This is a genomic window from Paenibacillus harenae (assembly GCF_030812415.1).
Taxonomy (GTDB): Bacteria; Bacillota; Bacilli; order Paenibacillales; family Paenibacillaceae; genus Pristimantibacillus; species Pristimantibacillus harenae_A.
This window is the reverse complement of sequence record NZ_JAUSST010000017.1, coordinates 1-15,475: the sequence shown is the minus strand read 5'-3', so window position 1 is coordinate 15,475 and position 15,475 is coordinate 1. Positions and strand designations below refer to the sequence as shown.

Sequence of the window (15,475 nt, the reverse complement as noted above, 5' to 3'; positions counted from 1 at the left end):
TCCAGCAAGTTCTTCTGCATTTGGGACTCGCTCACTTCTTCCATTAGGCTCCGGATGCTGGCCAGCATATGGTTGAACTGTTTGGATAACAAGCCAATCTCATCGTTTCCATCCACTTCCGAAGTCACGTTCAAATTGCCCATGGAGACTTTGCTCAACACCCTGTTAAGCAGAAGCAATCTGCGGGACAAAAAGGAGGAGGTGAAGTAGATCAGAACAATCGCGATGGACAAGCTGGCCGCAATGATGGTGAATCCGAGCATGCTTACCCGGTTTGCGCCGCTCACGATGCTGTCGATCGTAAAGACCGAAACGACTTTGAGCCCGTTCCGGCTTGATGGCGGAATCACTTCCTCCACCACGATCTTCGAGGGCTCCCCTTCATAATTAAACTCGTAGGTGCCCGCCGGTTTATCGCTCAGATCCTTGGCGAAATCCATGCTTTCAATATTTTGGCCGACCCATTGCGGATTTTTGGCAGCGACAATAAAGCCCTTCGCATCAAATATCATCGTATCAAACGGCTCCTGGCTCAAAATCCCGCCCAGTTCATCTTGATCCAAATCGATAACCAGCACTCCGTAGGAACGGTAGAGAGGGAAATCAATCTTACGGACAAGGCTGAGATAAGGGCGGTTTTCCTTCGTCTCATCAGGGAGGTAATGCCAACTGATAGAGAAATCAGATTGCTCCAACGCCTCCCGGTACCAGTCCATATTAGTGATAGACTCATCCACACTCAGAAACTCCCAGTTACTGAGAGACATTGGATTGGCCGTATAAAAGCGAATGTTATATATTTCCTTATAATTACGCAAGTAGTCCTGGAAAATGCGAAACTCCCAATACGCATCGACCAAGTCGAAGTTAGTCTCATAGCGAGTGTTGACCAAATCGGATAGCCTGTCATCCACCAGCAGGTTGTTCGATATTTCAATCGGCATCTGCAGAATCTCCGAAACGCGCTTCTTGATCTTATCTACGTTGTTCATTGTTTGCTGGGTAGCTTGGTCCAGTACGTTCTGGCGGTAAGATGCCGTCAAAATAATGCCTACAAGGAGAACCGGGATGACCACCAGCATCACGATAGAAATGATCAGCTTGTTCTTTAACCGGATATTGTTCGTCTTTCTCACCGCGGCGTGGATCTTGCTTCCCATTCCAGGTCTCCTTTCGGATGTACGAGCACATCGAGATATACCGTTCCACAAGCCAATTCGGCAGCGTGTTGGTCGGAGTTCCGATCATAATTCTCCGATCAGTGTTAGATTCACGATTTTGGCACCGCTTACATAAACAGCGTATGCCGGATCAGCCGGACGTTGCTTATCGGCAACTGCTCCCATACCGGATCCTCATCCGTTCATCTCGGCATTAGTCGTAAGCAATTGCGTTTCCTGTTAAAAGTATAACCTATAATCTTAAACTAAAAAAATAGTATATTATTACTTAACATACGACTAATCTACGATTCGCGCCTTTCTTGTCATTCACGCAGTCCTTCTTCTGCCCTTGTTGTAGCCTCGATCTTCGAAAATGCATCGTCCCTTGTCAATATGGAGAAATCGCCGAAGTTCGGACATGACGCCATTATGTTTCTAATCATAAGAAACAAAAGAGCGGTTAAATACCCTTGAAAATGATCTTTTTTTCATATAGAAATTAACCATAAAAGGAACAGTCCTAACGATCAAAAATCCAGATGAGAAATGGTCCCTCCCTCCAGCACTTCATGAATGATGTCATCAAGGAGAAGGGCGAGGTCTACAATGCGCTCAAGTCATTCTTCCGCAAGCGCGAGGGCTTAACGGGATAATCGGGACGATACACTTTCGAATGGGGAGGCAGAATTTGCCACCTCTTTTTTTGCGTCTGTTTCCGTGCATGGTCGAGAGCGAAGCTGCGTAATCGGCAATTATTTCACCAAATGTGCATGTGCACTTATAAAATCCCCCAAAATTCGGAATGGTAATGAAGTGCTTTTATACTATTTGGACCCACGGGGGATAAAGGAAAATGGAATGGAATCAGGTGAAATTGCAGGAACATGCCCATAAGCTTGCTCTGGAACATGACCCTCACGGCAAACCGATTTCGTCGAAATCGCTGTGGCTATGGATGGAGGAGGATGTCCGAGAGCTTCGGCATTTTATCGCCGAGCTAAACGAACGTGCCGTCGCCTGCGAGCAGCCCGCCGAGGAATGGTTTCTCGACCATTCAGAATTTTTGGAAGCTGAGCTGGCCGGCATCAAGCTGGAGCTTGGCGGCTTCCCCGTCAATTCTCTTCCCGTGCTCAGCAAGAGCACGAGGACCAGGGTTTCTTCGATATGCGAGGCATACCTTGCGTATACCGACGGACTGCTGAACGAAGACCTTTTCGTTGCTTATTTGAACGCCTATCAGGAGGTAGCCGTGCTGACTGCCGCCGAAGCTTGGTCCATCCCGCTCTTCCTCAAAATGGAGCTGGTACGCAGGCTTGTTTCACTTGCGGAGCTGCTCAAGGAACGGCGCGCCATCTGTGGGCAGGTTGAGCGCATGTTGTCTGCCATTCCCGCTTCGGAGCTGACTCCGGAGCGGCTAAAGCAATCGCTCGAAGCGGAGCAAGTCGAAATGCCGTTATCCGGCGCGATGATCGTCCATCTCGTCAAACATCTCAGGGAACACGCGGAGGACTCAGCGCATGTCGGGGAATGGTTGATCTGCAAGATGGAGAACGAACCTGCGGATTTGGACGCGATCCTCTCTTACGAATATAGGCTTCAAGCCGAATATCAAGTCGGCACCGGCAACGTCATCGGCAGCTTGCGCAAGCTCTCGCGCTGGTTGTGGAACGAACTGTTCGAGCGGGTTAGCATCATCGAACAGACGCTCCGGCAAGAGCAGGCAGGCGATTATCCCCGATTGGACGGAGCAAGCAGGCATACACTGCGGTATCGGGTAGAACTGCTTGCCCGGCGCATGAAGGTGCCCGAAAATTTGGTGGCGTCCCAAGCGGTCCGTTTGGCCGACGAACATTACTCAGCCGCCTCTGCTCCGGAAGGCGTGCCTGCGGCGCTCCCTTCCAGGAGCAGTTATGTTTCCTATTACTTGTTGGACGCGTGCGGCATGAGAGACCTTCGGCAGGCATTGAAGCAATGCGGCAAAGCCGGAGCCCTCCCGGAGGCAGGCCTCCGGCTTCGCGCATCCGGCCTTTATTTGCAGATGGTCGCGTTAGGAACGCTAATCGCTCTCACCTGTTTCTCCATCGCGATCGGCGTCGGCGCGGGACTGGACTTCCCCGTCTCGGCCGGCGCTCTCGCGGCCTGCCTGCTGCTGCTTCTGATCCCGGCGAGCGATTGGGCGGTCACTGTCGTTCACTGGCTCATCGAACGAATGACGCGGCCGACCCGTCTGCTGCGCTACGATTTTTCCAAAGGCGTGCCTGAGGAAGCATCGACGATGGTCATCATCCCCGTCATTTGGAGCAGACCGGGCAACATAAGAACGACGTTCGAACGTCTGGAGCTCCATTATTTGGCGAATCGCGAACCGAACATCCATTTTGGTATACTTAGCGATTTCCAGGACGCGGACGCGGAGAAGCAGCCAGAGGACGACGCTCTGCTGCAGCTAGCCAAGGCGGAGATCGATCGGCTCAACCGTGAATATCCGGCAGCCACGTTCCATTTGTTTCACCGCAGCCGGCTGTGGAATCCGTCCGAACATACATGGATGGGCTGGGAACGCAAACGGGGCAAGCTGGAAGAGTTCGTGAAGCTGCTGAAAGGCGAACGAGATACAAGCTACGACGTGATTTACGGCGATAGCTCCGCACTAAAGGAGATCCGCTACGTCATTACGCTTGATGCCGATACGCAGCTTCCGCTCGAAAGCGCCCGCCGCATGATCGGAGCGATCCATCTGCCGTACAATCGCCCAAGATTGGATCGAAGCGGGACGAAAGTGGCCGAGGGTTACGGCGTGCTCCAGCCCCGGATCGGCATGACCTACGAGAGCGCTCGGAAGTCGAGATTAACGGCTCTTTTCGCTTTCGAGGCCGGCCTCGACCCTTATGCCTTCTCGGTATCGGATCCGTATCAAGACGCGATCGGCCAAGGGATATTCACCGGTAAAGGGATCTTCGACGTCGACGCGTTCCACCGCGTTCTCGGCGGCCGATTCCCGGAGAACCGCGTGCTCAGCCACGATCTGCTGGAAGGCGGCTTCCTAAGAGCCGGCCTCCTGTCTGATATCGAGCTGATCGACGATCATCCGCCGAGCTTCCTAGCGCAGCAAAAAAGGCTTCATCGCTGGACTCGCGGAGATTGGCAACTGCTGCCCTGGCTGAGGAGCGCCGCGAGGAATGGCAAGGGGGAGCTCTCGCCCACTCTCTTATCGCCCATGACACGCTGGCAAATCGCGGACAATCTAAGGCGCAGCCTGCTCCAGCCAGCACTGCTGGCGATTCTGCTGACGGCGGCGCCGCTGCTGCCGGGATCTCCCCTGCGTTGGTACGCCATCGTGCTGATGACCATGCTGCTGCCGGTCATTCGCCAGCTCTTCTCGCTCGACGGCTGGATTCGGAATCCCGGCCGCATCCTGCGGACAGCCGCCCATACGCTCCTATCGCTCATCACGCTCCCGTTCCAGAGCGCGATTCTGCTCGATGCCGTCGTTCGCACGCTGTACCGTTTGCTGGTGTCCAAACGCCTATTGCTGGAATGGACGAGCCAAGCGGAAGTGGAGCGGTTAAGCGGCAAGGAGGGAGCTCCTCCGCTCGACGGCATGCTCGGCGGCTACACGCTGACCGCGCTAATGTTTGCGAACGCCGCTCTGCCCGGTTCGTCGGCCGCGACGAAGGCAGTCGTCCTCGCTCTCGCGCTTCTCTGGTGCGCGGCGCCGCTAGTCGTTCGGTGGCTCGACGGTTCGCCTAAGCAAAGCGAGGCTGCGTTTACCGAACAGGAAACAGAGGCGCTTCGCAATCTTTCCCGCGATATCTGGTCGTTTTACGAAGACTTCGTGACGGAGCACGATAACTGGCTGCCCCCGGACAACGTGCAGCTCGAACCGGATCGAGGCATCGCACACCGGACCTCCCCAACCAATATCGGCATGTACGCCATATGCGCTGTTGCGGCCAGGGACTTCGGCTTCATCGACACGACCGGCCTGATCGAACGGCTGGAGAGGACGGTTAACACGATAGAGCTTCTTGAAAAGTGGGAAGGACATCTGTACAACTGGTACGACACGGAATCGCTCGCTCCGCTTATGCCCGTCTACGTGTCCACTGTCGATTCGGGCAATTTGGTTGCGGCCCTAATGGCGGTAAAAGAAGGTCTCGTCGAGTGGATGCGCGCGGACTGGGGAAGCAAAACGGAAGCGCCGGGCTCTAAGGGCCCTGAACATCGGCAACAAAATCGATTCGAGGTCGCTTTCGCGGATGAACTGGGTATTGCCGGCAAGGGCGACTTGATGGCGAGAGGCAACCGTCTGGCCGCCCGGATCGATGCGTTGGCGCAGGGCACCGACTTCCGCCATCTATACGATTCGAAGACGAATTTGTTTTCGCTCGGCTATCACGTAACCCGGCGCGAACGGGATGAAGTGTTGTACGATCTGCTCGCTTCCGAGGCGAGGCAAGCGAGCTTCGTCGCCATCGCGATGGGGCAGGTGCCGGTCTCGCATTGGAACGCGCTCGGACGAACAATGACGAAAGTCGGCGGCAAGCCGGCGCTGCTCTCTTGGAGCGGCACGATGTTCGAATATTTGATGCCTTGGCTGCTCATGAGGACATACCGCCATACGATTTGGGACAGCACTTACAAAGCCGTCGTCTCTCGCCAAATCGAATACGCCAAGCAGCGGAACGTGCCGTTCGGCATATCCGAGTCCGGCTATTACGCTTTCGATCACCAATTGAACTATCAGTATCGCGCCTTCGGGGTCCCAGGACTCGGCTTCAAGCGAGGACTGGAGCAGGACTTGGTGCTGGCCCCTTACGCAACGATCATGGCTATGCCTTATGCGCCCAAAGAGGGGCTGCGCGCGCTGAAGCGGATGGAGGAGCTCGGGGCCCGGGGACCATACGGCTATTACGAAGCGATGGACTTTACGCCGCGACGGCTGAAGCATGATCGCCGCCATGCGGTCATCCGCAGCTTCATGGCCCATCATCAGGGGATGAGCCTGCTGACTTTGTCCAATATGCTTCTCCCCTATTCCATGATCGACCGATTCCATCGGAACAAGGAGGTGCGCGCGGCCGAGCTCCTGCTGCAGGAGCGGATCCCTCGCCAAGCCAAAATGATCCGTCATCCCGCGTTGTACCGCGCGCAGGTCGAAAGGGAAAACGTGCCGAATCAAACCGAGCCGATTCGCGAATTCACCTCCCCTCATACCGCGACGCCCGAAGCATGCGTGTTATCCAACGGCCGATTCAGCACGATCGTCACGGCCAGCGGCAGCGGCTTCAGCAGTTGGGATGGTCTTTCCGTCTCCAGATGGAGGGAAGAACCCGTGAAGGACGCTTGGGGCTCCTATATTTACGTCCGCGACGTCGCTTCCGATCGGATATGGTCGCCCTCCTTCCAGCCGTGCCGGACTGAAACACCGGAACAACGCGTTAGGTTCGAGCCGGACAAGGCGACGTTCGAACGCCGTGTCGGCGAGGTGAAGACACTCATGGAAATTTGCGTATCTCCCGAAAGCGACGCGGAAGTGCGGCGCATTACGCTGACCAATGAAGGAGACGAACCGAAGATACTGGAGGTCACATCCTTCCTGGAGCTGTGCCTTGCGAATCCGATCGCGGACGACGCGCATACCGCCTTCAGCAAGCTGTTCATCCGCACCGCCTACGAGGAAAGCAGCGGCTGCATCGTGGCAAGCCGCAGAAAGCGCGAGGCGAAGGATCAAGCGCTCTGGGCCGCCCATACCTTGGTCGCAGAAGGAGGAGCGATCGGCGGTCCCGAATTCGAAACCGACCGATCGGCTTTCATCGGGCGAGGTTACCGTTTGGAGGAGCCGCAATCGATCCGAACCCGGCTGAAGGGAAAAACGGGCTCTGTCGCGGATCCGGCCTTCGTCATGAGGCGCCGCGTGCAAGTGGAGCCCGGCGGTCAAGCCTTCTTCTACGCGGTGACGTCGGTTGCCGAAACGAAGGAAGCCGCGCTCGAAGGGGCAGCCGGATTAGCGAAGTCGCAGCCGGTGGAGCGGACGTTCCAGCTTGCCTGGACGCGCAGCCGGATCGAGCTTCGCAGCCTAGGGCTGGAGCTGGCAGAAGCGTTCGTCTTTCAACGTCTTGCCGCGCAAGTGCTGTATACGCCTCCGCTTAGCGGCGAGCGCGGCGAGAGAATCCTGGCCAACGCTAAGGGACAGCCTGGGCTGTGGGCCTTCGGCATATCCGGGGACAGGCCGATCATCGTCGCCGAAATCGATAACCGAAGCCGCCTGCCGTTCGTAATAAAGCTGCTTACCGGCCACGAATATTTGCGCAGACTCGGCATTCGTTTCGACCTCGTCCTACTGAACCGATCGTCGGACGGATATGAACAGGATTTGCAGGACGCGCTTAGCCGGGCCGTCGAGCACGGCGTCGACCGCTTCGGCGCAGGGCACGCGAACATTCACGTCCTTCCCACCGGCAGGCTCTCGGAAGATGACGAGACGCTGCTCCTCTCCGTAGCGAGGTTATTGCTCCGGGCGAGCGGGCCTTCCTTGGCCGTTCAGCTTCGGCAGCCGCGCGGGACGAGGAACAGCAGTACGGCCAAGACAATGCCCCGAGCGGCCGAACGCAGCCGGACGCGGCAAGAACGGTCCGGCATCGAATCCGCTGCGGAAACGGCCGAGCCTAAGACATCCGCAAAGCCTTTGTCTAGCGGCATGCCTCCCCATGCGCCTCCGCAATACGAAGCTCATGGCGCGCGGACCGTCACGCTCGATGCCAAGGACGTATTGTTCCACAATGGCTGGGGCGGCTTTACGCCGGACGGAAAGCAGTACAAGCTGCTCATCGAAGGCGGCAAACATTTGCCCGCGCCATGGATCAATGTCCTTGCCAATCCCGAATTCGGGACGATCGTGTCCGAGCTCGGCACCGGATATACCTTCTGGCGCAACAGCCGGGAATGCAAGCTGACCCCTTGGTCGAACGACCCTGTACTTGACCCGCCGGGAGAGATTGGTTATTTGCGGGACGAGGATTCCGGCAGCCTATGGACGATCGCTCCTTCCGCCGGCAGCGAACCGGCGCCGTACCTGGTCACCCAGGGTCTTGGCAACACGACCTTCGAGCATGAGCGCAACGGAATACGCCATACGATGGAGATATTCGTGCCATTGGACGATCCCGTTAAAATCATGCGGCTGCGGTTGACGAACGACTCGCCGTCGGAAAGACGAATATCCGTAACCTATTATGCCGAGTGGGTCATCGGCGTGCAGCGCCAATCGAATGCCTCCTTTATCGCTAGCGAGTGGGACGGGGAAGCCGAAATCATGACAGCCCAGAACCGCTATCAGGACATCTTCCGCGAAGCGACGCCGTTCCTCGGCGTATTCCCGCAGCAAGCAGCGGACGAAGAGGGACTGTCATGGACGGCGGATCAGTTGGCTTTCGTCGGCAGAAACGGAAGCCTGGAACGGCCTGCGGCCTTGTCGCGCGCATGTCTGGACAAGCGGGACGGGGTTCATTACGCCAGTTGCGGAGCCGTCCAGCGCAAGCTGAAGCTGCAGCCTGGCGAGGAGACGGAAGTGATCGTGCTGCTCGGGTGCGCCTCTTCCAGATCCCAAGCCGCGATGCTTGCCCGGAAATACGCCGACGCGGGACGGTGCGATGCCGCCTGGCAAGGGACGGCCGCCTATTGGGAGGAAACGCTCGGCCAGATCGTCGTGGATACACCGTCCGTCGAAACCAATATCCTCCTCAATGGCTGGCTGCTGTACCAATCTCTTGCATGCCGCATGTGGGCGCGCACCGCCTTCTATCAAGCCGGGGGCGCTTTCGGCTTCAGGGATCAGCTTCAGGATTCGCTCGCCATCCTCCACACGAGGCCCGAGCTCACGAGGCGGCAAATTTTGCTAAGCGCGTCCCATCAGTACGAGGAAGGGGATGTGCAGCATTGGTGGCATGAAGAGACAAATCGCGGCATCCGCACCTTGTTCTCGGACGACTTGCTCTGGCTGCCTTATTCGGTCTCCCGATATATCGAGCATACGGGAGACGGGACGGTGCTTGATGAACCGATCGCCTATTTGACCAGCGAAACGCTGCGGGAAGGCGAGCATGAGCGGTATGAGGAGACGGTCCGGTCCGATCGGATCGGAAGCGTCTACGAGCATTGCGCCAAAGCTATCGACAAGTCGCTGCTGCGGATCGGCGAGCATGGCTTGCCGCATATCGGGGTCGGCGACTGGAACGACGGCATGAATCTGGTCGGCGACGAAGGCCGAGGCGAAAGCGTTTGGCTCGGCTGGTTCCTCTGCGAGGTACTTAAGCGCTTTGAGCCACTGTGCGTGGCTCGCGGTGAAAGCGAGCGCGGCGAACGGTTCCGCATGGCCCGCGAGAAGCTGGCGGAATCGCTTCACGAGCATGCATGGGATGGGCAATGGTACCGGCGGGCCTTTACGGACGCGGGCACCTGGCTCGGCTCCTTGCATAACGAAGAATGCCGCATCGACGCCATCGCGCAATCATGGTCCGTCATTTCTGGCGCGGCCGCGCCGGATCGCGCCTTGCAAGCGATGAAGTCGTTCGATCGCGAGCTGGTCGACCGCGAGATGGGCGTCGTGAGGCTTCTCGCTCCGCCGTTCGACCGCACCGAGCCGAGCCCAGGCTATATTCAGGGTTATCCGCCGGGCATCCGCGAGAATGGCGCGCAATATACGCACGGAGTCATCTGGAGCATCGTCGCCTGGTGCAAGTTGGGACGCGGCGACAAGGCGTTCGAGCTGTTCCGCATGCTGAACCCGGTCAACCATACGCGGACCGAACGTGAGGTTCGAACCTATTACGGCGAGCCTTACGTCATGGCGGCGGATGTATACACCGCAGAACCTCATCAAGGCCATGCGGGTTGGACCTGGTATACCGGGGCATCGAGCTGGATGTATCAAAGCGGAATCGAATGGATTCTGGGTCTGCGCAGGCAAGGCAGCCGTCTGTACCTGAATCCTTGCGTCCCGTCCGACTGGCCCGGCTACAAGGCGACCTACCGATTCGGCCAAACCCGCTACCATCTGCACTTCCTCCGCGACTGCAAAGAAAGATTCGACCTGAGCGCCGGTCCCGATACCTACATCGAACTGGAAGACGAAGGCGGAGAGCAACATCTCACGATCCGATTGACATAAACGCGAACGAAGTAACGACAACCAGCGTTGCCATTCCGTCGCTCCGAGATTTTCTGAGGTAAGAGTGTGGCGGGCTAAGCTCGCCTGCTCCATGCTTTGACGATAACAAACGAAGAGACTGCCGCATCGCAAATCGATGAAGCAGTCTCTTCTTTGTGCCGACGACGGTTCCGTCGTGGTAAGGGATTAGGTTACTCTGTTACCGTCTCCGGCAATTGCAATCGCTTGAATTGAACGAATATAAATAAGCCCGTCAATACGACTACGATTCCCGACCAGAAAAACCACATTTGTACGCCGTACTTGTCGACGAGCGGTCCTGCCATCAGCAAGCCCACCGGTGAGGCCAGCAGCATCACGCTGGTTGCGATCGATATAACGCGCCCGAGCATCTCAGGCTCGTAAGCCCTCTGGATCATCGCCATGTATGGCCCGTTGAAGAAAGGCGCGGTCGCCCCCATAAGGAACGACAGAACGACGAATGCAATGAAGGCGTCTTTGCCGATCAAGCCGCTTGCCACGCAGGTCGCTCCGATAGCAACCAAGCTGAAACCAATGTACGTAACATCTTTCCATCTCGATGCGGCAACGGATAACAGCAAGCCACCGGCCATCATGCCGATACTGAATACCGCCTCCACAAGACTTGCACTGTAGCCGCCTCTCTCAAAGTGAGATAGCGTCATGAAAGGGAATAACATCGCAAGCGGCATAAAGGCGACGCTGAAGATCGCTGCTGCAAGCGTAATGGTAACGACCGGTTTAACCTGAATGAACGTCTGCCAACCGAGCTTTAACTCATTGAAGAAATGAGGCTGCTGCTTCACTTCCGGCTTCGGCTGATTAAACTTCACGAACAATAGCATAAGGTTCGCGATCAGAGCGCCGGCAACATCGAGCAGAAGCACGACGCCAAGAGATGTCGCCGAGTAAACCGCTATACCGAGCGCAGGACCGATAACGGTGGAGAAGGAGAAGATCATTTGCTGCCACCCTGCCACCCTCGTCAATTGATCTTCGGGCGCAATAAGCGGAATTGCGGCTTGGAACGCCGGGGCATGGAAGGCCGATGCCGTCGAGCGCACCATTAATATCAAATAAACGAAGGCTAGACTAGGCTCGCCAAAATAATAATATAACCCTAATGCGAGGCTGAATAGCGCGATCGAGCTATCCGCAATGATCATCGTCAGCTTGCGGTTCCAACGATCGAGCAAGACGCCAATGAACGGTCCTAACAGTGCTTGCGGCAAAAAGCCGATAAGGCCGGCGATCGTCAGCACGACTGCTGATTCCGTCGTCTCCGTTAAATGCCATATAATCGAGAATTGGACCATGGCCGTCGTTAAGATCGAAAAGATTTGTCCGGTAAATATAGTTGCGAATGCTTTTTTCCAATTCGTCGCATTCGTTGTAGGTTGCAATTCGGTTGTCATTTGGTATGCTCCTTTGTTTGGGTATTACATGGGCAATTTGCAATTCAAAGTATCGCACATGAGGAGCACAGCAAATAGACACTGACCATTTCATAAAAAAATGGACAGCGATATCGACCTACTCCTCAGCCTACCTTAAACGCAAAAATGCTGTACCCCACACACGAAGCACCCCCGATAAACAAGATATTGCTATATTAACAAATAAGCCGGAAGGGCACAACCTTTTACAGCAAGCCGGCCATCAGCTCATCCAAGCTCTTGAACTCATAGCCTTGCCTGCGTGCTTCATCAATAATGCTTCCAAGAGCCTCCGTGTTGTCCTTCGAGACGGAGTGAAGCAATATAATGGCGCCGGGATGAAGCTGCTTAATAACCGAGCTGTACGCGTAATCGCGTCCCCTCTGCGCATTAACGTCCCAATCCTTATAGGCGACCGACCAGAACACATTCGTATAACCGACTTGCTTGCTTACCGCGAGCACCCTTTCGCTGAATATGCCTCTCGGCGGCCGGAGATAGATCATTTCCTTCTGTCCGGTAACCTCGCGGACCTGTCCGCTCACTTTGTTAAGCTCCGTCTTGATCTGTTCGTCGGACAAGGTCGTCATATCCGGATGGCTCCATGAATGGTTGCCGATGATATGGCCCTCCGTTACCATCCGCTTCAGCAATTCCGGCTGATCCTTAATGTAATGCCCCGTTACAAAAAAAGCCGCCGGCGTTTTCTTGTCTCTGAGCACGTCGAGGATTTTGGGCGTAAAACCGTTCTCGTACCCATTATCGAACGTTAAGTAAAGTTCCTTCTTGGTCGTATCGCCCAAAAACAACGCGCCATGCTTCATTACGATCGGCTTGAAGCCCTCGTCGTCAATGGAGGGCAACCGGCCTTCGACGCTCTTTCTAAAGCCGAAATGGTAGACACCCGGCGAGCCCTCTGCATATACGCTGCTTGCAACGCAGACTAACATGACTGCGAGAAGCAAAGCCGTACCTATTCGAATCAATCGCATGACTACTCATCCGCTCCTTCTCCTGATTGAACTATTGACATTGATCGTAGCCGGTCAATAAAAAATAGCCGCACCAACGACGGTTTATCGTCAGCGCAGCTATTTTCCCCTGATTTTCGCTATATTATCCATCATTCTCCCTTATGACCGCTACCGTACAAGGCATTAACCTCTCGTACCAGCACTTCAAGCAGCGGAAAGCTCGATTGATAGCCCAAGCTCTCAATCATCGAACGATGATACCACTCCTGCTTGTCGCGCCCGCGCTTGAATCGTTCCCATGCCTTCTCGCCTTCCGCATCTATTGCTGCCCTCGTTGATCGTATATTATGGATCTTATCCGCGCAGGAAACCATTCTTATCGGCAACGAGGCTGACCTCATGTAGGCGATCGTATGCGACTTTCTCTCTTCCCATGACTTGGTCTTGTCGGGCTCGGAGCAGCCGATGACGATCTCCGTTACGCGCCGCCCGAATATTTCGAGCAGTTCCTCCTCCGTCACTTCGGTATCCTCCAGCGTGTCATGAAGAATGCCTGCCGCGACGATTTCCGGCTCGCACTGAGCTTGCATAAGCATCATGCCCACTCCGTACGGATGGCTAATGTAAGGCAGCTTCGTTCCTTTCCTGACTTGATTCTTGTGAGCCAATGCCGCAACGTCTATCGCCTTCTGTATAAGCTCCATTGCCAATAATCGCTCCCTCTCCTGCATGGCCGCATTCTTCTCTGTTCGATTTTCTTCGCATACGGCCTATAAACATTATATATACGCTCATCCTTTAATCATATCCCAGCCGAAAACGTTCTTATCCGCAATTCCGAGAAATAGTTGCAGTTTTATCGTGCTTCAAGTCTGTTTAAGATCAAACATCTCCGAGAGAAGTTTATACGAATGTACCCTTGCTTTATAGTCATGAATGGGACTATTTATCAGAATCTCATCCACGTTATAGGATCGGCTAAGCTCAATTAATTGTTCCTTCACGCGTTCAGGAGAACCGATTACTCGCGTTTGCCTTGTTTGCTTAATTCTCAAATAGTCCGCTTCTGTGTATGGATAATCATAAGCCGTCTGTACGGATGGCAGGTTAAGCAACTCCTGTCCAGTGGTCAGTCTTAAGAAAAACAAGTCGCTGCTTGTCGCAAGCGCATTGGCTTCCTCGTCCGTATCCGCGCAAATCACTAGGGTTGCGATCATCGCTTGCGGCCTATCTCCCAGAAGCTTGGAGGGTTGGAAATGCGTCTGATAATATTGCATCGATTCCTCGCCGCCAGGCGTCCCGAAGAACTGCGCGAACGCGTATGCGGATCCAAGCTGAGCAGCCATTCTAGCGCTCTCGCCGCTTGACCCCAGCATCCAGATCGGTGGAACACTCGGTATAGCCGGGGATGTCAATAAACCCTCGAACGGATGGCCCGAAGGCTGTTTATCGCGGAGGAAGCCTGCCAGATCTAACACTTGCTGCGGGTATTTGTTCACATCAACGAACTTATCCGTTTGCAGTGCTCTTGTCGCAATCGGCATACCGCCTGGAGCACGGCCTAAGCCGACATCGATCCTTCCGGGATGAAGCGCCTCTAATAGCTTGAAGTTTTCAGCTACTTTATAGGCACTGTAATGCGGCAGCATAATCCCTCCTGAGCCTACTCGAATCGTCGAAGTAGCGGCTGCCAAATGCGCAATAAGCACTTCGGGGCTTGAGAACGCAAGCGCGCGCGTTGCATGATGCTCCGATACCCAGAACCTGCTATAGCCAAGCTTCTCAGTCTCTTGAATAAGCCTCGATGCCTCCTGCAGCGCTTCTCCCGCCGTCTGACCTTCACTTATATGTACCTGATCGAGAACTCCAAGCTTAAGCATATTCATCCTCCTAACGTTGTAAGTTTATAATGTCAAAAAATGATCAAAAAAACCACTCCCTATCGTCCCCTTGCGACGAATGTTAGTGGTTACCGTTTTAGTGAAAAAGATGGTCGGGACGACACGATTTGAACATGCGACCCCCTGGTCCCAAACCAGGTGCTCTACCAAGCTGAGCTACGTCCCGATAAAAGATGGAGCGGAAGACGGGAATCGAACCCGCGACCCTCGCCTTGGCAAGGCGATGCTCTACCGCTGAGCCACTTCCGCGAAAAACTGGTGCCGTCGAGAGGACTTGAACCCCCAACCTACTGATTACAAGTCAGTTGCTCTACCAATTGAGCTACAACGGCAAGGTATGTTTCATCTAATGGCAGATGAAGGATTGGTTGCGGGGGCAGGATTTGAACCTGCGGCCTTCGGGTTATGAGCCCGACGAGCTACCGGGCTGCTCCACCCCGCGTCGTTACAAAAATAACAATGGTGACCCGTAGGGGATTCGAACCCCTGTTACCTCCGTGAAAGGGAGGTGTCTTAACCCCTTGACCAACGGGCCTTGCTATGATGAAAAAGTTCGTACGGAGAGAGAGGGATTCGAACCCTCGCACCACTAACGCAGTCTAACCCCTTAGCAGAGGGTCCCCTTGAGCCACTTGGGTATCTCTCCAAATAGTGTGTTTCGTTGACTATGCTTCCTGAATCACTCCAGAAAAACACAACCATTTGTAATCAAAGCATTGCGCCCTGAAAACTGGATACGAAAGATTGTCTTGCCGAACTTTAGCTGTTGCTTACAGGTTGTATGGACCGTATAAGCGTTTTAGGATAAGCC

6 protein-coding genes and 6 tRNA genes are annotated in these 15,475 nt (G+C 55.0%); 1 reads left to right on the top strand and 11 read right to left on the bottom strand.

Annotated elements, in window-relative coordinates; genetic code table 11:
* On the bottom strand, positions 1–1,160 hold a 1,160-nt coding region (locus J2T14_RS30725; RefSeq protein WP_307477028.1), incomplete at its 3' end, for a sensor histidine kinase.
* A gap of 856 nt (positions 1,161–2,016) precedes the next feature.
* Here J2T14_RS30725 and J2T14_RS30720 point away from each other — a divergent pair.
* Complete coding sequence (locus J2T14_RS30720; protein WP_307477026.1) at positions 2,017–10,332, top strand: GH36-type glycosyl hydrolase domain-containing protein; 8,316 nt, start codon at positions 2,017–2,019, stop codon at positions 10,330–10,332.
* 191 nt (positions 10,333–10,523) lie between these two features.
* Here the strand turns inward: J2T14_RS30720 and J2T14_RS30715 are convergent, their stop codons facing one another.
* From J2T14_RS30715 to J2T14_RS30670, 10 genes are all read right to left on the bottom strand, one after another.
* Positions 10,524–11,768, bottom strand: a complete 1,245-nt coding sequence (locus J2T14_RS30715; RefSeq protein ID WP_307210582.1) for an MFS transporter — start codon at positions 11,766–11,768, stop codon at positions 10,524–10,526.
* A 227-nt stretch (positions 11,769–11,995) separates the two neighbouring features.
* Positions 11,996–12,781, bottom strand: a complete 786-nt coding sequence (pdaA, locus tag J2T14_RS30710; RefSeq protein ID WP_373458242.1) for a delta-lactam-biosynthetic de-N-acetylase — start codon at positions 12,779–12,781, stop codon at positions 11,996–11,998.
* Between the two features lie 131 nt (positions 12,782–12,912).
* Positions 12,913–13,467, bottom strand: coding sequence for an HD domain-containing protein (locus tag J2T14_RS30705; protein ID WP_307477024.1), 555 nt, complete (start codon positions 13,465–13,467; stop codon positions 12,913–12,915).
* 162 nt (positions 13,468–13,629) lie between these two features.
* Positions 13,630–14,643, bottom strand: a complete 1,014-nt coding sequence (locus tag J2T14_RS30700; RefSeq protein WP_307210588.1) for an LLM class flavin-dependent oxidoreductase — start codon at positions 14,641–14,643, stop codon at positions 13,630–13,632.
* Between the two features lie 110 nt (positions 14,644–14,753).
* Positions 14,754–14,830 (bottom strand) — tRNA-Pro (locus tag J2T14_RS30695).
* Positions 14,831–14,838: 8 nt separating this feature from the next.
* Positions 14,839–14,913 (bottom strand) — tRNA-Gly (locus J2T14_RS30690).
* Positions 14,914–14,920: 7 nt separating this feature from the next.
* Positions 14,921–14,996: transfer RNA gene (locus J2T14_RS30685), tRNA-Thr, on the bottom strand.
* Between the two features lie 33 nt (positions 14,997–15,029).
* Positions 15,030–15,106 (bottom strand) — tRNA-Met (locus J2T14_RS30680).
* An 18-nt stretch (positions 15,107–15,124) separates the two neighbouring features.
* Positions 15,125–15,199 (bottom strand) — tRNA-Glu (locus J2T14_RS30675).
* A gap of 23 nt (positions 15,200–15,222) precedes the next feature.
* Positions 15,223–15,310 (bottom strand) — tRNA-Ser (locus tag J2T14_RS30670).
* Between the last annotated feature and the right edge of the window lie 165 nt (positions 15,311–15,475).

Bases quoted from the DNA above. Each gene is read 5' to 3' on its own strand.
- J2T14_RS30720 (WP_307477026.1), top strand. From the start codon at position 2,017: ATGGAATGGAATCAGGTGAAATTGCAGGAACATGCCCATAAGCTTGCT.
- J2T14_RS30715 (WP_307210582.1), bottom strand. From the start codon at position 11,768: ATGACAACCGAATTGCAACCTACAACGAATGCGACGAATTGGAAAAAA.
- pdaA (WP_373458242.1), bottom strand. From the start codon at position 12,781: ATGCGATTGATTCGAATAGGTACGGCTTTGCTTCTCGCAGTCATGTTA.
- J2T14_RS30705 (WP_307477024.1), bottom strand. From the start codon at position 13,467: ATGGAGCTTATACAGAAGGCGATAGACGTTGCGGCATTGGCTCACAAG.
- J2T14_RS30700 (WP_307210588.1), bottom strand. From the start codon at position 14,643: ATGCTTAAGCTTGGAGTTCTCGATCAGGTACATATAAGTGAAGGTCAG.